Genomic DNA, 20,166 nt, shown 5'->3' on the forward strand with positions numbered 1-20,166 from the left:
CATGAAGCGTAAGTCCGAAAGCGTGTCGAGAGCGGGCGTCTTCGCTTCGTCGATGGGCACAGTTCTCTTGCTTGGCGCTTTCGGCGGCGAAGTCGCGCACGCGCAGGCGATCATGCGCACGCCGACAATCAGCATTCCCTCGCGCGTTCCGACCATCAGCCCGACGGTGACGGGGCGCGGCGGTCCCGTCGTCACCGGGCGGGCGATAACCAGCGTCGATCGCGGACCCAGGGTGGTGCCCCGGCTGACGGCGCGCATGGCCCACACAGCGGTGCTGCCTTACGTGCGCTATTCGCCCAATCTCTATCCGGCCTGTAGCGCGCCTAATCGCGACGCCGACGGAGAATGCCTGGATCAGCCGAGTGCGGCCGGCGGCGGTTCGGGCAAATCGGGCAAGAAGGGCGCCGGCAATTCCGGCCGCAACACGGCGCAGGCGGCGACCACGTCGCGCAGTATCGCCAATGAGTTCGTGGCGGAACTCGACAGCAACCTTTCGACGGCCGATGCCGACGCGCTTGCGCGCAGCCACGGCCTGACCCGCATTGCGTCGGAGAGCTTTCCGCTGATCGGCGCCACCATCGGGCTGTTCCGCATCACCGACGGCCGGCCCTACGACACCGTGCGCCGCGAATTCGCTGCTGCGAACGGCGTGCGCTCGCTGCAGCCGAATTTCCGTTACATGCTTCAGGACCAGAAGGCGGGCGTGCCCGCGGAAGGCGACCCCGCGCAATATGCGCTGGCAAAGCTCCGCCTGCCGGAGGCGCATATGCTGGTCCATGGCGCGAACGTCACGGTCGCGGTGATCGATTCCGGGATCGACACCAGCCATCCCGAGCTTGTCAACTCGATCGCGGACAATTTCGATGCGCTCGGCAGCAAGGAAGGGCCGCACGTCCACGGCACCGGTATCGCTGGTGCGATCGTGTCGCATGCGCGTCTGATGGGGAGCGCGCCCGAGGCGCGCATTATCGCGATCCGCGCCTTCGGCGGCACCACGGGGGGCGCCGAAAGCTCATCCTATGTGATCCTGAGATCGCTGAACTACGCCGCCGAGCACGGCGCGCAGATCGTCAATATGAGCTTTGCAGGTCCGAAGGACGCGGTGATCGAGCGCGCCATCGCGGCGACCGCCGCGCGCGGGCTGGTGCTGATTGCGGCGGCCGGCAATGCCGGCGCGAAATCGCCGCCGCTTTATCCCGCGGCCAATCCCAACGTGATCGCGGTCAGCGCGACCGATGCGCAGGACAAGCTGTTCTCCGCCTCCAATCGCGGCAGCCACATCGCGCTCGCCGCGCCCGGCGTCGACATCTTCCTGCCGGCGCCGGATGGCAAATACCAGATGACATCGGGAACCTCGTTCTCGGCGGCGTATGTCTCCGGCGTCGCGGCGCTGCTGCTGGAGCGCAACTACGCTTTGAAGCCGGAAGCGCTGCGCCTGACTCTTGTAAAGACCGCCCGCGACCTGGGAACGCCGGGCCGCGACGATCTGTTCGGCGACGGCGAGGCTGATGCTTACGCCGCGGTCATGGCGGTTGCGGTCGATGGTGCGACGCCGGTTGCGGCGGTGCCGGGGACAACAAAACGTGAAGACGCGTCGGAACGTCGCGAAGAGCCTGGAACACGCGCGCTGGCGCAACCCTCGTTGTCCAGCGCCGGCGATAAATCCACGCTTTCTCAATCGGATAGACCTGCCGCACGATAGTTGTCCGCAAACATGCGCGGACTGCGAAGGTTAAAAAATCACGCGGCGGGTTTTGAACGTTCGGCTCTGTGCCACGACCAAATGATGTGGGAGCGGTCATCCCTCCCCATCAGTCATATCAGGCGCGAGCGCCCATCCACCCCAAGCGCCCATATGGCTTGACCCGTCCGGTTGTCCCCCCGGACGGGTCTTTTCTTTTCTATACGCATATCTGCGCATTCACTGATCTCACGCTAAGCCCTTGATCATTCGTGGAATACCCATACGTGTCGCTACAGGCTTGTTCACACCTCTACACACGTGATTGGGACATTTCCGGGACATTTCTTCACTATGGCACGCAAGGTTCGTCATTCTCGCCTCGAAAGCCGCACCGCTCGACTCAAGCTCGCCGTTAAACCCAAGCCCCACACTGGACCGGCATTGGCCGACGGCGTGACCTTGCTCTACCGCCGTCGTGCCCAGAAGAATGGCACCTGGGTGCTGAAGGCCGGCGTCGGCGACGGCAGGGGCCGGAGCTATTGGACCAAGCGAATCGGCGAGGCCGACGACTACGACGAGGCCGACGGCGAGAAGGTCCTGACTTTCTATCAGGCGCAGGACAAAGCCAAAGAATTGACGCGCCGCGGCGCTTCCGAGGCCGCGTCGAACGGCGCACCCGTGACCGTCGACGGGGCGCTGAAGGCTTACGCCAAAAATCTGAAGGCCCGCGACGCCAATGAATACAACGCGCGGATGCCGCGCGCGCACTTGACTGCCGTACTTTTGGCCAAGCCAGTGTCGTTGCTCGCGTCAAGGGAGCTTGAAGACTGGCGCAACGGCCTCCTGGACAAGATCAAGCCCGCCACCATCAACCGCATGGTCAACGCGCTGTGCGCGGCGCTGTCGCTCGCAGCCCAGCACGACAAGCGGATTCAAAATCGTGACGCCTGGCAAGCAGGGTTGAAAGAGCTCCCGGAGGGGGAAGGGGCACGCAATGTCTTCCTGCCCGACGCCACTGTGCACGCCTTCGTGCGCGCGGCTTATGAGCGCGACGCCAAGCTCGGCCTGCTCGTCGACACTCTGGCGATCACTGGCGCGCGGCCGAGCCAGGCCATCCGTCTTCGGATCGAGGATCTGCATGACCATCCGACCCAGCCGAAAGTCATGATGCCAAAATCCGCCAAGGGCGGCGGACTCAATCGGTCAGAGAATAAACACAAACGCTATAGCGTTCCGATCACGCCGGCGCTGGCGACGAAGCTCAAGGCAGCCGTGGTCGGCCGTGCACCGGAGGAACCGCTGCTCATGCGGGCCGACGGCCAACCCTGGAGCAGCGATCCTTCGAGGGACTACTCGCGGACAATTCGCGACATCGTCGAAAGCCTCGGCGAGGATCCTGACCGCGTGACGATCTACGCGCTGCGGCATTCGAGCATTATTAGGCGGTTGCTTAACAACGTGCCGATCCGGCTGGTTGCAAGCCTGCACAACACCAGTGTCGGCGAGATCGAGAGCAACTACAGCCGCTTCATCACCGAGCACGCGGACGAACATGCCCGCGTCGGGCTCCTAGAAGATCTTGCGCCGCAGCCGGCGCCGGTCAGCAATGTCGTGCCGATTGGGGGGCGCTGACCGTGGCCGAGAAGCGTAGGCAGTCGGTGGCCGCAAAAGGCAAGAAGCGCAAGCGGCCGGAATCCGCAAAGGGCGGCTCGTCTGACGAAGCAGGATTCATTCTCCATGAGTGGATACCGGAAACAGAAACGCTTCGTCGCCTTGAAGTTGTGCTCGGCGCTCGGAAGCCGGCCCAGCGCACGCTGCATGAATGGCGGCTTCGCGGTAAGTTGAAAACGAGGGCGCGTTGCTTCCATCGCAACGGCCGTGTGACGTCAGAGCTGCTTGGTCGATCGTACTGGCAAGCTGTGCCGTGGGAAAGCGTAGGGGTCAACGCCGCCGAGATCATCGCCACGTCTGGCGGGGGACAAACCGTCGTCAACGAGTGCTTTTGCTACGATAAGCGCCAAGAGTTAGAGAGGCTGCTCAAAGAGCTGTGCTCTGCCGAGTCGCAGGAGGGCGAAAAAGACAATGAAACATATGAGGTAATCCGCGCTATCGTCGAACTCCGGAATCCAGAAGGCTATGGGCGCAAGAGCACGGCAACCCTGCGACGCCAAGTGCTTCACGACTTCAAGGTCGAGTGCGAAAAGCGGGGCCTTGACCCTGGTAACGACCCAAACCATCCAAGCTGGGACACCGTTGCTCGCGCACTTGGACGTAGGCAAGACTAGCTGACGCGCTTTTTTCCGCGCGCGGACGCGCGCGGAAAAGTGCGGAATGTATCACCGGTCCATTTAGGCTTCCATACGGGCATCTAAGGAGATGCCCATATGACTGCTCGCCCCGCTGCCGACGTCGCGTCTGACGTCGACGCCTACTCGATCGCCGAGTTCTGTCGACGGCACTCAATCTCGATCCCGCTTTTTTACAAGCTGAAGCAACAAGGCAAGGGGCCGGCCACCTTCTACGCGGGTGTTCGGCAACTCATTAGCCGTGAATCCGCGGCTGCCTGGCGCCGCGAGCGCGAAGCAGCCGCAATAGGTGAGAATCCCGTCTGACGCAAAAACGCCGCCCATTTTTGGGCGGCGTTTTGAATTTCAACCGACCAGGCGACGGTCGGACCACTGCAAGGGCCCGATCAATCTAGCGCCCGGTCTTACCGCCCGCAAGGGCACAGGGAGACTGGTTTATGGCATCCAAGAAGTCTTGGCGCGACATTCTGGAGATCCATCCCGCCGCAGAACTGGTTCCGATGATGTCTGCCGACGAGCTGTTAGCGCTCGGCGAGGACATCCAGAAGCACGGCCTGCACGAAGGAGTCGCACTGTGCGATGGCGACCTGCTCGACGGTCGCAACCGCCTCGAGGCAATGGAGATGGTCGGCATCAAGGTTGTCACCAGCAACGGCAAGCTCGACATTGCCTTTCGCAATGTTAAACCTCGCGATCCGGTCGACTATGTCATTTCCAAGAACATCCATCGCCGGCACCTCAGCGCCGACCAGAAGCGCGAACTGATCTCGAAGCTACTGAAAGTGACACCCGAGAAGAGCGACCGCCACATCGCCGAGGTGGCGAAGGTCGATCATAAGACAGTTGCATCGATCCGCGCGAAGAAGGTCGCAACTGGGGAAATTCCCCACTTGCCGAAGACCGTCGGCAAGGACGGCAGAAGGCGGCATAGCATTAAACTGCGCAACGCGACACAACCGCGGACCCCGAAACAACCTCAGCTCCTCGAGAAGGCCAACACGTCGCTTGACGATGCGATCAGCGCGCCGATTGATCGGTTCACGAATGCCATGCCAGTGCTGCCGGAGAAGCCTGCAGTGCTCGAAGGACTCAAGGCCGAGCAGTCGCAGTGCGTGCCGGATGATCCGATTTCGATCTGCGCCGTAGAGGTCCGTTCCTGTGTGGCGAATGCCATGCACCAGATCGAATATGGGCTCTGGCCGGAGCTGATCGCGAAGCTGCACGAGGAGCTTGATCGGATCCTGCGCGAGCCGGCACAAACGGCGGCGGAGTGATGCGTCATGGCGCAACGCAATTCCGGATACGCCCGCCAGCGCGGCGATGAATATGAGACTCCGGCCTGGGTGACAGGCGTCGTCGTCTCGTATCTGCGCCAGCATTGCTCACACGTATGGGACCCTGCGAACGGGCCAGCATCGAAGATCGCGTCGGTTCTGCGCCACGAAGGATTCGATGAGACTGCGACCAAAAATAATTTCCTCCTGCAAACCTCGCTTCCTGATACCCGCATCGACGCCGTTTGCACAAATCCACCCTATGGCGTTGGCGGCCGACTAGCTTGCGAGTTCATTGCGCATGCACTCGAGCTTGCGCCGATCGTTGCGATGTTGCTCAGAATAGATTTCGACTCCGGAAAAACTCGCACACACCTGTTCGGTGATTGCGCAGCCTTTGATCGCAAGATCGTCCTCCTTGATCGCATCATCTGGTTTGAGCGCGAAGGCGCTCCGGGTCCATCTGAAAATCACGCCTGGTTCATATGGAATCGCGCGCATCGCGGGCTGCCAACGATCACCTACGCTAGGAGGCCGCGATGACTCTTCGCTGCGAGCTCGAACCGTTTGCCGCCCGCGGTCGTAAGGCATTCAGCATCACCAGAAGCCTGTTCGATGCGATCGTCGCCACGCTGCGCCGTGATCAGCGCTTTCTCGGCATCAAATCGGACGATCTAGATCTGTTACTCGCCGATCTGCGCCGCGAGACCGAGCAGCGCTTATTCAATGAGATGCGCGACCGCGTGCATTTGGATGATGTCGAAATTGTTGATGGAGAATATCCGTGAGCGGCGCCCGACATCGGCAGAAAGGTGATCGCGTCGAGCGCAAGCTCGCGGAGCAGGTGCGTCTCTTGCGCGACTGGCTGGTGTGGCGCCGCGACGAGCGCAAGGCTGTTCTCGCGGGCCAGCACGGCGCCATGCTCGGGCGGCTCCTCTACATCCTCAAGAATCTCGCGCTGAACTCCGCGACCCTGCTGGTCGTCTTCGTGCGCGGCATAGATTGGACTGCAATCCACGCCTCAACGCGCCTGATCAACTTGCACGAGATCGACAGCGCCATTGCTGCGCTTCGCATCCGTTACGGCCTCGCACCGTTCGACGACGGTTGGCTAGGTAGCCGCGAGAGCGCGGTCGTCACCATTCGCCAGACCCAGTTTCCCGCACAAGCGGCGCCGCCCGGGGCGCAGCCCGGTCTTGGAGAACAAGGAGACCCCCTGAAACACAAGGACAGTGCAGATGTCGAATGATGTGACAACCCCTCCGCTGGGTGGTGGCGGATTTGATGACGACGGCTTCTCGTCCTCGAGTTCAAGCTCCGGGCGCGGGCATGACTTTCTGCGATGGAATGCTGAAGATCAATGGATCGACCGCGACGGCTGCGAAGCGCCATCGCCGATGTTGGTAGTTAAGGTCGACGAGATCTTGCGGATGTGGAAGGATGATCGGCCGACCGACATCACCACCAAGCCGCTCCCGGATCCCGACGAGCTCAACGCCAAAATCCCGGTCGGCGAGTGGGAGAAAGGCGTTGACGACAAGCCTCGCCCGCCCTGGGCGCATTATGTCGTGATCTATTTGGTCAATCCTGAGACCGCAACAAAGTATATCTACGCGGCGCCGACCGTTGGCGCACACATCGCATACGAGCAGTTGAAGGAAAGTGTGACGACGATGCGCATGTTGCGTAACGCACGCGTGATACCGCTCATCAAGCTCTCTAGCCGGCCAATGAGGACCAAGTACAAGATGAGCGAGCGGCCTCATTTTGAGATCATCGGTTGGCACGCACCAGGCGATGGCGGAGAGGCGCTGGCGGCGCCGACTGCGCCGCAACTCCCTGGTCCTGCCGCGGCGGAAAGGCCGCCGGTGACGACCGAGGCGTCGCGGAGGCAGCCGAGCGAGCCGAAGGACGACCCGATCAGCAGCGGGCCTCAGCCTCAGCCGAAGCGCTCGGCCAAGCCGAAGCCGCCGATCAACGCGACGCTCGACGCGATGGGTGCGGTGAAGCCGGCGACATCGGCCGAGATCCTCGACGATGACATTCCTTGGTAGTCGGCGATCGATCGAAAGTGGAGGGCGGCGTTGCCCTCCACTTCGTTCCATTCTTGGGAAACAACAATGCGGACCCTGTATTGGGACCTGGAAACGCGGAGCGCGGTGAATCTGCGCGACTGTGGGGGCTTTATCTACGCGATCGACCCGACGACCGAGCCGCTCTGCATGTTCTACGCGATCGATGATGCCGATCCGCAGCTGTGGCTGCCGACTGATCCCGTGCCGCCGGTGTTCGCGGACATCGCAGCCGACCCTTCGTCCTGGCGGATGGTCGCGCACAGCTATGATTTCGAGCGCGGCATGCTCGTGAACACGCTCGTTCCTCGCTACGGCTTTCCGCAGATTCCGCCCGAAGTTCAGCACTGCTCGCAGCGCTTGGCGCTCGCGAATGCTTATCCTGCCGAGTTGGATCTGCTCGCGCAAGCGCTCGGCCTGCCGTATCGGAAGGATCCAGCGGCGCGAAAGGCGATGCTCGCAGTGTCCCGTCCGCGCGCCAACCGCAAGCGCAGGACCGGCACCATTCCGCTGTGGGACGAGGACCCAGCGAAGCTGCAGCTGACCTATGAGCGCTGCAAGCTCGACGTCATCACCATGCGCGAGGTCTGGCAGTCGCCGAAGCTGAAGCAACTCTCTGCGACCGAGCGCCGCTACCAGCTGCAGGACCTCGCCATCAATGACCGTGGCATCCGGCTCGATCGGACGTTCGCAGCCGCAGCTCGTGACCTCGCGATTCACGAGCGCACTGCGATCGGCCTGAAGCTTCAGGAGCTGACGCACGGCACCATCACGTCTGCCGACCAAGCGAAGAGATTTCTCGAGACGATCAACGCCCGCGGTTACAACATGACCTCGCTGTCGAAGCGCGCGGTCGCGCAGGCGCTCGCCGGCGAGCCAGACGAATATGTCGCCCAGCTGCTTGAGCTGCGTCGCACGGCGGCGCGTGCGAGCGTCAACAAATTCAAAAGGATGCTGTGCTATGCAGCACCGGCCGACAACCGCATGCGCGGCACTCTGCGGATGTACGGTGGCGCGCCGGGTCGCTGGTCGAGCCTCGGTCCACAGCTCCAGAACCTCAAGAAGAACGAGAGTGGTTTACCGCTTTCCGTGGTCGACCGCGTTCGTGAGGGCGATCGTGCCAGCATCGCAGTCTTTGGCAACCCACTCGCTCTGCTCGGCGACATCTCGCGGGCGGCGCTCTGTGCTGCGCCTGGCCGCGAGCTCAAGTCGGGCGACTTCTCCGCCATCGAGAGCGTTGTGCTGGCCTGGCTCGCCGGTGAGCAATGGAAACTCGACGCTTATGCCACGTTCCAGGGGACTGGCGATACGCGGCTTGAGCCCTACAAGATTATCGCGCGCCGGATGCTGCATAAGCCGGAGAACGCAGAGATCTCGTCTGCGGAACGGCAGCTTGGCAAAGGCGGCGAGCTCGCCTCCGGCTTCGGCGGCTCGGTTGGAGCTTGGCGCCGCATCGTTCCCTATGATCCCCGCAGCGACGATGAGATCAAGGCGATTATCAGCCAGTGGCGCAGCGCGCATGCGGCGACGACAAAGTTCTGGAAGGACCTCGCCCGGACGATCCGCGTGGCGATCAAGACGGGTAGGCCGATGCTGGTGGCGCCGGCGCCGCGGCCGCCGATCGTCGCTGCGCCGACGGCAACCTGACCATCACGCTTCCGAGCGGCCGCGCCATCACCTATCCCGAAGCCCGCCTAGTGCCGGCCAAGTTCGAAGACGCGCCGTCGGATGTCCAGTTCATGGACAATGCCCGTGGGCAGTGGAAGCCCCACCGCGGCTGGTTTGGCACGTTTGTGGAGAACGTCGTTCAGGGCACCGCGCGCGACCTGCTTGCTGCGACGATCGACCGCCTAGAGGCGCGCAAGATCGCCGTGGTGGTCCACTGCCACGACGAAGTCACCGTCGAGGTGCCGATCGGATCGCTGTCGGATTCGGAGTTCCTCAAAATCCTGCTCGAGCTGCCGGCCTGGGCGAACGGACTGCCGCTCGGCGGCAAGGTGCATTCCGGTCCGCACTACCTCGAAGAGGCCGAGCACCGGGCCGAGCCGTTGCCTGCGGCGGGGCCGGACGACAAGGAGAGGGATCTTCGAGCCGAGCTCGAGCAGGCGGTCGACGTCTACCTCGAGGACGTGCGCCGGGATATCGGGACGATCGATGATCCGGCCGATCTCGAGCGCGACGACGATGCGGAATTTGTAGCTGACCTTCCTGATCATGTCGCGCCGCTGACCGAGATGGTTGGCCTGCCGCTGTTGCCTGGCAACAAGCTGATGTGCCCGTTCCACGACGAGATCGAGCCCTCGTGCACGATCTATCCCGACCATTTTCATTGCTTCGGATGCGGTGAGCACGGCAATCGGGTTGACTGGCTGATGCGTGTCGAGGGCATGACCGCAGCCGAGGCCGTCCAGATGATCAAGGAATGGCCGCCGGAACCGGCACCCGTGACGAAGTGCGACGATGCCGGCAAGTTGGCGTTGGTGAAATCGATCTGGACGGAAAGCTTGCCGCTCGCCGGCTCGGTCGCCGAGCGTTACCTTGACGAAACGCGGCATATTGACGTGACCAAGCTGCCGGCGGACGTGCACCGGTCTTTGCGCTTCCACCCTTCGTGCTTGTTCGGCGCCGGCAGCTCGTTGCCCTGCCTGATCGCCTTGATGCGCGATCCCGTCACCGATGAGCCAGTCGGAATCCAGCGCACCGCGCTCGAAGAGAAGCCCGGCCAGGTTCTCAGGATCGAGCGCCGCATGCTCGGTCGCATTGGCGTCGTCAAGCTCTGGCCGGCCTCGACTGATCTCGTCGTCGGCGAGGGCCTCGAGACGGTTCTCGCGGCCGCAACGCGCATCCCGCACAAGGGGCGCCCTCTCGTGCCGGCCTGGGCCGCGCTCTCCACCAAGAACCTCGCCGCGCTGCCGATCATCCCGGGCGTGCAGCGCCTCGTCCTCCTGATCGACAACGACACGAACCAGCAGGGCCAAACTGCAGCCGCTCAGGTAACCGCACACTGGCGCCGGCATGGCCGCGTCGTCGTGCCTTTGATGCCGCCGACTCCCGACACCGACTTCGCCGACCTTGTTCGAGCGGAGGACCAAAATGCCGTTGCCTAAGCCTCCGATCGTCCGCTCGGCCGACGGTGCGATCGGCCTGGAGGACTTCTACGCGATCCCGGAGACCAACCGGTTCATGTTCATGCCGACGCGCACGACGTGGCCGAGGGAGAGCGTCGATTCGATCCTGCCGAAAATCCTGACCGGGAAGAAGAAGCAGGGCAAGCTCGTGACGATCAAGGCCTCGGAGTGGCTGAAGCAGAACCGCCGCGTCGAGCAGGTTACCTGGATGCCTGGACTGCCACAAGTCATCGAGGATAAGCTGCTCTCTGACGGAGGCTGGAAGGATCGCCCGGGCGCGCACGCGCTCAACCTCTACCAGGCGCCGCAGCTCGTGCACGGTGACGCCACCCAAGCTGGCCCATGGATCGAGCATGTCCGGCTGCTCTATCCCGACGATGCCGAGGACATCATCGATTGGTGCGCGCACCGCGTGCAGCGGCCGCATGAGAAGATCAACTACGCGCTTGTGCTCGGCGGTTACCAGGGCATCGGGAAGGACTGGATTCTCGAGGCGGTGGAGAAGGCGATCGGGGAGTGGAACTTCCATAACGTCTCGCCGACCGAGCTATTGGACAAGTACAACCCGTTTGTGAAGGCCGTGGTGATGCGCCTGAACGAGGCGCACGACCTCGGCGAAGGCGGCCGCGCCAACCGCTACGCCCTTTATGAGCGCATCAAGGGCTACGCCGCGGCGCCGCCCAATGTGCTGTCGTGCGTCGACAAGTACGAAAAGCGCATCTACGTCCCGAATGTGCTCGGCCTCTGTATCACCACAAACCACAAGGCCGACGGCGTACACCTCGAGACCGACGACCGCCGCCACCGCGTGGCATGGTCGGAGAAGAAGAAGGAGGAGTTCTCCGCGGAATTCTGGACCGAGCAGTGGCACTGGCTGCGGAACGAAGGCGGCGCCGCTCATGTCGCGGCCTACCTCGCGCAGCGTGACCTGTCGGCCTTCAAGCCGGGTGCAGTTCCGCGCCAGACCGACGCCTTTTTCGAGATCGTGCACGCGAGCCAGGCCCCCGAGGATGGCGAGATCGCCGATGCGCTCGACGAGCTCGGCCGGCCGGACATCGTGACCCTAGCGATGCTGATCGCGACGGAACGAGGCGCCGCGCTCGAGTGGCTGCTCGACAAGAAGCATCGACGGTCGATCCCCTACAAGATGGAGACGTGCGGTTACGTCGCCGTCCGCAACCCGGACGCCGAGAAAAGCGACGGCCTCTGGAAGATCGACGGTCGCCGGCAGACGGTCTACGGCAAGGCCAGGCTGACGTCGGAACAGCGCAGGCAGGCGGCGCGCGACCATGTCCAGGAGCTGAAGAAGGCGGCCAGCAAGGCCGGAAGCGGAATGAACGAAATCGAGCCTCACTCTCGAGGTAACCACTGACCTCACCAACTTCGCTGATTTAATGACAGCGACCGATAGGAAGGAAATCGCGTGATACTTTTGCTCCAATCACTGATTTCACTGACTATAGAGGTGGGTGGAACCTGACCACCGACCGATCGGCGCGATTTGAAGGTGGTTGGTTGGTGATCGGTGATAGTCGGTGTTTTTCCATACAAGGACCTGAAATCCTTCCTTACCCTGTATTCTCTAGGAGGAAGGTTTTTCAGAAAAGAGTAAGGGAAACCACCGCCCAGCACTGATCACTTACCGATCACCAACCGGTTCGTGTTCATGGGAGGCGGGGGTCACAGGGGTCCTTGCCACGAAATCAACCTGCCGAAAAGAAATACTCTGTGATCTGTGATTGCAGAAGGCTGCGATCGTGCATTTGTTTTCACACTCATGCCTGGTGCATTCGGACTGAAAGAAGATCACCACCACAGACGTGTGTCGCCTGATCGGCTCGTCGAGACTTGCCCGTACGTCGACGTTCACTGGCTCTACCGGGAGGGCCTGTTGTTCCAAGGCGCATCGGTGACCTTGCAGACGGCACACGGGGGGTGCGAGCTCGCCACACACGAGGGCTGGAAAATTAGCATCGGGAACCAGACGATCTCGACCCGGCCGCACGGGATGCTGCCGTCGAGAGTGCTCGTCTGCCCGTCGTGTGGTGCTGGTCGGACGCGATTGTACGAACACGACGGCGTGTGGGCCTGCCGGTCTTGTCACGACCTGCGATACTCGGTCAGGCATCGCGACCGCATGATCCCCGGCCTCAATCGTGTCCGGTCAATGCGCCGCAAGATCGGCGCATCCTTGGTGCCGTTCTCGCCGATCGCGCCGCGTCCATTGCACCACCGCCGCTATTGGCGCGCCGCGCTGGAAATCCGGAAACTCGAATCTGGGCTTGTCGGGCACATTCGCGAGGATGTGGCTGATGTGCTACAGAAGCGCCATGACGGAGGACGAGGCCCACGCAATCGTTCTGGCGGTCGCGAACCGGACGCCGATTAGCAAGATCGCGGAGACCTACGGCATCACGGAAGCCGAGGTTCACGCGACTGTCGATCAACGCGCCGCAGATATGTTCGACGGCGTCAACTTGCGCCGCAAGATGTTCCTCGAAGATGCGCGCCTCGCGGCGCTCGGTGTCCCGCACTATGAGAAGGGATTGGCTGGTGACGTTGCTAGCGCTGCGATCTATGTCAAGATTTCCGAACGCCGCGCCACTATGACAGGCATGAACGCGCCGCAAGGTCACGTCATGCAACTGATCCACCAAAGCGCCCCGGTCAAACAACTGAACAGTACCCAAGAAATCCGCGCAGCGATCGACCAAGTTTGTGGGATCACATCAAGGGAACGCGAACTCCTCGATCGTCGCGAGATCGACGGCGACAAGGACCCAGCCATCTTGGAAGAGGTCAACCAGTTGCGCATTGCTCGCGGCAAGCGGCCCACGGCCGCTGACGATCCCGACTAAACCTGACCGCTGATCGCTTCTCCACCCTCCCGATTCGGGAGAAATCCCCAGATGGGGCGGATCGTTCTGTAGCGAAATTTAGCATTTTTGCACCAGCTCAACCCTCCTTGTCTTGATGAGAGAATCTTGGTGCATATATCTGGAGCGAAGGCAAGGCGCCCCGGGGCTATGAACGAGTGGAACAGGAGGAACCATGACGATCTATGGCTACGCCCGTGTCTCGACGGACGGTCAGACGCTAGCGCTGCAGAAGGACTTACTGGCCAAGGCTGGGGTCGAAAGGCTCTATGCCGAGAAGGTCTCGGGCATCGTGACCAAGCGACCCGAATTAGAACGACTACTTGACCGGCTCGAAGCTGGGGACGTGCTAATCGTCACTAAGCTCGACCGGCTCGCCCGGTCTCTGCGGGACTTGCTGAATATCGTGCATCGGATCGGCGAGGCCGGTGCAACATTCAAGTCGCTGGCGGACACGTGGGCCGACACAACAACGCCGCATGGCAAGCTGATGCTTCACGTACTCGGTGGTCTCGCCGAGTTCGAGCGGTCGCTGATCTTACAGCGGACCAATGAGGGCCGGGCGAAGGCGCGCGCCGAAGGTAAGCCGTTCGGTCGGCGGCCAAAGCTGACGGTGCACCAGCGCCACGAGGCGTTGAAGCGCCTTGAAGCTGGCGAGACGACCCGCGAGATCGCGCTAAGCTATAACGTTGCGCACACGACCATCGCGCGGTTGAAACCTGCCGAAACTCGGCTCTAATTTTACTGTGTCATAAAATCATCCGCACGGTACGGCTTTGGATGAGAGGAGTACAGCACAGACATCGTCGCAGGCGACTGATGAGCGCAATGATCAGGCGTCGTCGCATCGTTGCGATCGAGTTTGGGATGTGACGTTCGGTCCTGAACGGCAGAGCCTCGTGGCCGGTAGTTGCGGGGAAGCAGAGATTTTTTCACCGGCGTGGAGGAACGAGGTCCTGAGGGGGGAATCGTCTCCCGTTCGGAGATCAGGAATTCCGTAGGCTGCGATGCAGAGCGTGGCGTGATGGTGGAAGCCACGCCAACCGCGCCCTTCGAAGTGGTCAAGGCCGGTCTCCTGTTTGAGCTCCCGGTAGTCGCGTTCGATGCGCCAACGCAGCTTTGCAATGTCGACGAGACGCGCAAAGCCGACGGTGGGTGGCAGGCTCGATAGCCAGTACGTTGTTGGTTCCTTTTCACCTTTGGGCCATTCGATCAGGAGCCACTCTTCCGGCCAGGGTTCACTGCGGTTGAAGTCGCCGCGCAATGCGAATGCGCACGCGCGCAAAGCGGGATTTGAGGGATACATTCGTTCCTTCGCGCCAAGTGACCGTCCGCCAAGCTTTGGCAGGAAGGCTCAAGGCAAGATCCTTGACCTTGATCGGTTGGTGCTGCGCATCGCGACGTAGCTGCTTGGTCGGCCGTCCGCGGCCGGGCACATAAGGCTTGGGCGGCAAGGGGCCCGTGCCGGGCGCCCACACGGTGGTGCTCGAGAGAATCCCAGCAACATAGGAAAGCTCAAGCGCCGTAAGAGCGGCGCGCGGCTTCCCGAGCGCCGCACGATACCCACTCTTCAACGATCTGTCCGTTGAAAGTCCAGTTTAGAGTTGTTCGGCCGCCACGAAGAGCTGCTTGCTCAATCCAAATCGTAACCCAGCAATTTGCGAACTGTTGGCAATTCGATGTTCAGCCGATCACTCTGGAAACACCGTACCACGTGCGAGGACGGACGGAGGGAGGTAGAGCCCCTATGCGGAGGCCGAGATTCGGTGACGCATGCGTGTTGAATTTGAGAGCGGGCGCGCCGTCGCCAACACAAGCGAGACAGTTGTTGGCGGCGCTGCGGCGAAGTAAATCAGGAGCGTTGGACGCGTCGCCAGATGGCGGCGAATAGGCGCCCTACTTCGCTAGGGCCCTAAGTTCATTGAGCACACTTTGATAAGGCTCAATATTCGGCAGGAGCGTCTTATCCTTACCAAGCAGCTCAATCATGGTGTCCACGATAGCCAATCGGTCGTCGATTTCGTCCATGATGGTTTCCCGACGAACTCCCTTCATCGCGAGATCAGTAACAGTTTCTTTGCTCGGCAATCCGGAATCCGTCGTGATCAAACTCAGGTAGTTTTGGACGTTTTCGTTGCTGCCGTCCAGCCCGAGAACCACTGGCAGTGTTAGCATTCTCTTTTCATCGAGTTCACCTTTCGGTGCCTTCCCGAATGTCCCTTTAAAATCTTCGGCGGCGCTCGCTTCCAGTCGCGACTCAAAATCGTTGAAGTACTTCCGGAATTCCGTCAAATCTTTGTTGTCGACAACCTCGAATGTGAATCGCGACGCGAAAGTCGATGCGATCGAATCCCAAATTTTTGCTCCAACTCCTCCGGCCGTGCACGGGCATACTTCGTTCCAGTAACGCAAGAAAAATCCACAGTTCGATGTATGGTACGTTGGAAACCAGTTCAAATCCCGAGTGTCATCCAGGAGTCCTCGGGTGATGAGCACTTCCCTCGGGTCCTTCTCACCAAAACGCTGGTAAGTGAGGTGAACCTCGAGTTCAATTCGAAGATGAAATTTCATATTGTCGTTTTTGCGCCAGAAACTCATGAGTTCGATTTTGTGAAAGCATGGTTTTATCTTCACGTTCGCGAATTGTAAGTCACTGGTTAAGTCATGTTGCTCGCCCATTTTTAGCGCCCAACGAATATCGTTGGGGATAGCATTCGGCGCGGAAAGCAACTCTTTGCCCAGTTTTACCCAGCTCTTCTTGAATTCGGAGTTTTGTTTGTCGGCTTCGGCCTGCCATAAATCTTTTGCGCCTGCACCAAGAATGACCTTTTTGTCGGTGACGTCCGGACACATGTCGACCTCCATCGGGATAGCCAGTGCCCTAAGACTATGATCCATGAACGGTTCACTTCCCTTCAAAAAGGGGTTCGGGCCTTGCATGGCTTGCTTACTCGCAATCTTTCGGCCATTGTCGATCCAAAGCGCCGCCGCCGTCCGATACTGATTCCGGAGGTTCTTTAGCACTCGAGCGTTGAGCGTAAACTCATCCTCATCCTTGTCTTTGCGAAGCAACAGACCACCCGTCGCCCGGATAATGTGCTGCCCAGCTCTGATCATTCCCGCCAAAGTCCAATCCGGCTGAACCTCACTGCTCGCCTTTGCTAGGTCTTTTTGCTCGGGGTTCAACTGAAATATCTTTGAGAAATTGTTTGCGGCATACAACCACGTCGCGGGATGAATTGTCAGTTCCTCCGTTTGAACGTTTGCCTTCTTCATCCCTTGGGAAAATTCCCGCAGTTCTTGCTTGGAAAGTTCCGCCGGGGAAGTCTCGTTCTTTTCAGGAACTTCATTATGGGCGAGCGCGGCATAATAAGTTCGGCACTCTTTAATAATGTCCGCACTCAAGCCCGCCTCGAAACACTTCGCGACCATAGGACTTTCCATTTGGCTCCACGAAGTTCTGAATCCAGTTTTCATCTCCAAACGCATTCGCTCGAGATTCTTGCTCAACACTCGAACCTCGGACGCCATCAAGGATTGACCGTCAGCGATGCTTCCCAAAACAGAAAAAGTCTGGTCAAACTGAGATTTCATGTTCGCGTCGAGCTGATCAAATCGGAGGTTCATTTCTTCCCGGAGTTCTCTGATCTCTTTGGCGATTTGCTTGAGAACGTCCATCACGGCGCTCATGCTGTTGTCTTTTTCCTCCGACTGAAAGAGATCGGAGATGGCCGCGACAACACCGACATAGGCGTTCAAATATAGCCCCGGGTTTCTGGCAAAACTTTTAGTCAAATTCGTCGCGACCATTTCGGTAATACGCTTATCGAGTTCGGCCGCCTGGTGCGCTTTGACTTCGAGGCCACGGTTACCTGTGATATGCGCGATTCCGCCGATGGCACCCATCGTCTGTTGGCGATCTTGGCTCTCATTGCGGTAAAAGTCGGCGCGCTCCTGGGGAGTCAAGGTCCCCCAATAAACCGAATCGCGCCCATGCTTTTCTATCGAATCAGCTCGCTTTTTCGCCAGCTCTTTGAGCCGCTCCACTTGTTTCCGATCTTCCTCAAATACTTTTTTCACCGCTTCTTCGAGCTTGGCTTCCAAATCCTTTTGTTGCTCGGGAGTCAGTTTCACGCCGTCGTTCAACAGTTTGTTCAGAGATTCTTGATTTTTTTCATTACTTCCGAACAAATTTTCGTCGCGAAGGGTCTCTTCGACCTTGGGCTGCAGCAGGGCCGGCTTATTGCGATTCCAATCCTCGGCCTCTTTGAGCAATTCAATTGCAGACTCATGTTTCGGATCGTCATCGTCGATCGCGGCTTTCACTATCTCCTGTCCCGACTCCAGTGGTTCTTTCTCGAATTTGTTTTTCAGATCCCTCTCGCGATCGTTGAGAAATTTGTCCGCAATTGGACCGACGTGCGCTCCGTCCGCGATCGTTTTAAAGAGTGCGCCAGAATAGGTGTCGCTCAAATTCGCAGGGTCTTGGGTCTCTTTGTATCTTTCGTAGCTGCCTTCGATGAACCTTGTCGCTCTATCACCACTTAATTTCATCTCCCTGGCGGTGTTTTCAAGCCTTACCCGCTTGTTCCAAAGGCGCACGGCTCGTTGGAATTTAGGATCTTCGTGGTAGACCGATTCGACAACAACCGCAGTTTTTTCGGTGATCACGGGATTCTTCAGCACGGTCTCCGACCGCGCGCCCGTGCCTGCAACTGCGAACGCGATTAAGACGTAAGTTCTGACCTGCAACATACCGACCTCGACAACTAAAAATTGGTGCCACTGACAAATATTTGGTATTCCGCATCCTTGCGAAGAATTCCTGTATTCATGTTGATAGCGCTTTGATCACGTTTGTTCCGGCTGCTGAAAACCGCGCGCATCGGTCTTCAGTCAGTAGATTATCGGGTGAAGGCAGGTCTAGCCTCGCGCGCTCAGCCTGAGAGGTAAGCCTATCGCGGATCACCGCATAGGTTCGGACTGGACGGGCGATGTTCGTTAGGTTCTGCTCGCCCAGATCGGCGAACTCAACGCCGACCTTGCCTCGGACGTGATCATAGACAGACGCCGAGATGCAGATGCCGCATGGTTCTGTCGTGCTCAAAAGCCCTACGCGCAAATCAATGCGCCAGTCTTCCATCTCAGCGCTTGTAAGCCCCTTGACGCGGTTCTGGAACTGAACAGCAGCTCGAACCGCTTCGACGGTACTCGTAAACTCCGCCAAGAACCCATCCCCGGTGTTCTTCACAATGCGGCCGCCGTGCTCGGCGATAGCGGGGTGACCGGCGTCCGTTAGGAGCGCAGTCAGTTTGGTGTGCGTAGCCTCTTCGTCGTTGTGCATCAATCGCGCGTAGTCAGCTACGTCGGCGGCCGAGATCGCCGACAACCTGGGCTCGACCCGGACTGGCTGCTCCTGCACCATGGCCTGCAATCCAACCTGTCGCATAGTATGTATGACGGATCAGACCACGGGCCAACGGGTTTGACGAGATGCCCATTCTGACGTCGGCCATTGGCCCTTCGCGACAGTTTGCGCGCCGGCCGCGCGGTTGTCGACCTCGAAGCGAGGTCAACTAGCGGCTTCGATGCGGTTTTTGGCAGCGAAATGGGGATGGTCTGAAGCCAAGGTCAGGCGGTTTTTGGCGCTGCTTTCTCGGCGACGCAGCAGCGACGCACCGAACGATCCACATCCCAATGCCCGGCGTCGCACCGATTGACGCCGTTTCGACCCGCATAACTATTAGAAACTACGATACCTTCAACAGACTGGCGGCAGCAATGGCTGAGGCTGGTGACGCATCAAGCGACGCAGCAGATGAATCAATTGCCGGCGCACTCGGTCATTCGAAGCCGACGCAAAGAGGAAGAGAAAACCAATTAGTGAATAACTATATTCCGCTCGCTGAAGCAAACGGCGATGGGCGCGAACCGCGCAAGCATACGGCGGGCCCGGTCCGCCGTATGACCAGCAGATCGTTCGAGGTATTTCCTTGGGAGCTTCATCGACTGCGAGATCATGGACGCGATCAGTCGCGCCTAGCGGGAGGATCCACAAGAACCTGTCGGATTCATCACTGGCTACCTAAATCGAAAGCGGAGTGGGGGCAACGCGTCGGTCGGTGCGATGAGCGCCATATCCGCGCTGGAGCGCTACCGATTAGTTCTTTCCGCGCTATCTCCAACGAAAACCGAGATAGACCGGCCGAGCCGAACGAGATCAAGCGCGCCCTACAGCACTTGATCGGCAGCTTCCCGAACTCCTCAAAAAGGGAAGATCTATCGATATACGCGATCACGCTGTTCGATGATGTGAATCCCAGTATTGCCACGCTCAATGAAACGTGCCGGCGCCTGCGCCGGTCGTGCGAGTTCCTGCCCTCGATCAAGGCCGCCCCCTCGGTCAATGCGTCGGCGAGGTCTGGCAGGGCTCTTCCGATACACAACGGCACCTTTGACGCTGTCTGTCAGTATCTCAGGCGGCGTCGCCCGCGACTCGCCGAGCATTCAAGGTCACGGCCGCAGACGCAGCCGAATTTCGTTGCTCGCAAACGTGCGATGTTCGGTCAGCATGATGATGTCGACCACTCGGAATGATCTGGGCGGACCGTAGATGTATTTGAGGTGCGACGGGCGGGTGGTGAAGTCCGGCGTAATGTCGAAGTCGCGAGACTGCAGGCATGATGCCAGGCCGCCGTGGTCCAACAGGTCAGGGCGGCTTCCTTATGGCGGACGGCGAGGTCGCGGGGCGGATGTGAGACCAGCGCCCTTAGGTAGCGGCGCTGGTGGAGCAAAGGCGGCGCCCCCGCTCGGATCCGTTGCTTTT

Annotated in this window: 16 protein-coding genes and 2 pseudogenes; 15 read left to right on the forward strand and 3 right to left on the reverse strand. The window is 60.1% G+C overall.

Translation table 11 applies throughout. From position 1 onward, the window contains the following. Position 1 precedes the first annotated feature (1 nt). From Q2941_RS33540 to Q2941_RS33605, 14 genes are all read left to right on the forward strand, one after another. Positions 2-1,702, forward strand: coding sequence for a S8 family serine peptidase (locus tag Q2941_RS33540; RefSeq protein ID WP_458195101.1), 1,701 nt, complete (start codon positions 2-4; stop codon positions 1,700-1,702). 333 nt (positions 1,703-2,035) lie between these two features. Beyond that, entirely contained in the window at positions 2,036-3,316 is a 1,281-nt protein-coding gene (locus tag Q2941_RS33545) for a site-specific integrase (protein ID WP_458195102.1), read from the forward strand. A 2-nt stretch (positions 3,317-3,318) separates the two neighbouring features. Beyond that, positions 3,319-3,969 carry a hypothetical protein gene (locus tag Q2941_RS33550; protein WP_458195103.1) on the forward strand — a complete coding sequence of 217 codons (651 nt, stop codon included), beginning with the start codon at positions 3,319-3,321 and terminating at the stop codon, positions 3,967-3,969. 99 nt (positions 3,970-4,068) lie between these two features. Beyond that, on the forward strand, positions 4,069-4,296 hold the full coding sequence (locus Q2941_RS33555; RefSeq protein WP_458195104.1) for a hypothetical protein: 228 nt from the start codon (positions 4,069-4,071) through the stop codon (positions 4,294-4,296). Between the two features lie 197 nt (positions 4,297-4,493). After that, positions 4,494-5,264 (forward strand): ParB N-terminal domain-containing protein, encoded by a 771-nt coding sequence (locus Q2941_RS33560; protein ID WP_458195105.1) that lies wholly within the window; start codon positions 4,494-4,496, stop codon positions 5,262-5,264. A 6-nt stretch (positions 5,265-5,270) separates the two neighbouring features. Then, a complete protein-coding gene (locus tag Q2941_RS33565; protein ID WP_458195106.1) occupies positions 5,271-5,807 on the forward strand; it encodes a hypothetical protein in 537 nt (178 codons plus the stop codon). Beyond that, the gene (locus Q2941_RS33570) at positions 5,804-6,052 is read left to right on the forward strand and encodes a hypothetical protein (protein WP_458195107.1); all 249 of its coding nucleotides are present in this window, start codon (positions 5,804-5,806) and stop codon (positions 6,050-6,052) included. Before Q2941_RS33565 ends, Q2941_RS33570 begins: the two co-directional genes overlap by 4 nt. Next, on the forward strand, positions 6,049-6,513 hold the full coding sequence (locus Q2941_RS33575) for a hypothetical protein (RefSeq protein WP_458195108.1): 465 nt from the start codon (positions 6,049-6,051) through the stop codon (positions 6,511-6,513). Before Q2941_RS33570 ends, Q2941_RS33575 begins: the two co-directional genes overlap by 4 nt. Next, positions 6,503-7,318 carry a hypothetical protein gene (locus Q2941_RS33580; RefSeq protein ID WP_458195109.1) on the forward strand — a complete coding sequence of 272 codons (816 nt, stop codon included), beginning with the start codon at positions 6,503-6,505 and terminating at the stop codon, positions 7,316-7,318. The genes Q2941_RS33575 and Q2941_RS33580 overlap by 11 nt, the downstream gene beginning before the upstream one ends. Positions 7,319-7,384: 66 nt before the next feature. After that, complete coding sequence (locus Q2941_RS33585) at positions 7,385-8,983, forward strand: DNA polymerase family A protein (protein ID WP_458195110.1); 1,599 nt, start codon at positions 7,385-7,387, stop codon at positions 8,981-8,983. 50 nt (positions 8,984-9,033) lie between these two features. After that, positions 9,034-10,443 carry a DUF7146 domain-containing protein gene (locus tag Q2941_RS33590; RefSeq protein ID WP_458195111.1) on the forward strand — a complete coding sequence of 470 codons (1,410 nt, stop codon included), beginning with the start codon at positions 9,034-9,036 and terminating at the stop codon, positions 10,441-10,443. Continuing rightward, positions 10,430-11,836 (forward strand): primase-helicase family protein, encoded by a 1,407-nt coding sequence (locus Q2941_RS33595; protein ID WP_458195112.1) that lies wholly within the window; start codon positions 10,430-10,432, stop codon positions 11,834-11,836. The genes Q2941_RS33590 and Q2941_RS33595 overlap by 14 nt, the downstream gene beginning before the upstream one ends. A gap of 958 nt (positions 11,837-12,794) precedes the next feature. Further along, positions 12,795-13,322, forward strand: a complete 528-nt coding sequence (locus Q2941_RS33600; protein WP_458195113.1) for a hypothetical protein — start codon at positions 12,795-12,797, stop codon at positions 13,320-13,322. Between the two features lie 193 nt (positions 13,323-13,515). Further along, positions 13,516-14,079, forward strand: a complete 564-nt coding sequence (locus Q2941_RS33605) for a recombinase family protein (RefSeq protein WP_458195114.1) — start codon at positions 13,516-13,518, stop codon at positions 14,077-14,079. 2 nt (positions 14,080-14,081) lie between these two features. On the opposite strand, the pseudogene Q2941_RS33610 reads toward Q2941_RS33605, so the two are convergent. From Q2941_RS33610 to Q2941_RS33620, 3 genes and pseudogenes are all read right to left on the reverse strand, one after another. Beyond that, a pseudogene (locus Q2941_RS33610) lies at positions 14,082-14,878 on the reverse strand (IS701 family transposase); the annotation flags it as partial. A gap of 358 nt (positions 14,879-15,236) precedes the next feature. After that, positions 15,237-18,095, reverse strand: a complete 2,859-nt coding sequence (locus Q2941_RS33615; protein WP_458195115.1) for a hypothetical protein — start codon at positions 18,093-18,095, stop codon at positions 15,237-15,239. A 187-nt stretch (positions 18,096-18,282) separates the two neighbouring features. Next, positions 18,283-18,765 (reverse strand): annotated as a pseudogene (locus Q2941_RS33620) (adenylate/guanylate cyclase domain-containing protein); the annotation flags it as partial. Positions 18,766-19,121: 356 nt separating this feature from the next. On the opposite strand from Q2941_RS33620, the gene Q2941_RS33625 reads away from it, so the two are divergent. Next, positions 19,122-19,937 carry a hypothetical protein gene (locus tag Q2941_RS33625; protein WP_458195116.1) on the forward strand — a complete coding sequence of 272 codons (816 nt, stop codon included), beginning with the start codon at positions 19,122-19,124 and terminating at the stop codon, positions 19,935-19,937. The last annotated feature ends 229 nt before the right edge of the window (positions 19,938-20,166 follow it).

The sequence above is a fragment of the Bradyrhizobium sp. UFLA05-153 genome, from assembly GCF_054185185.1.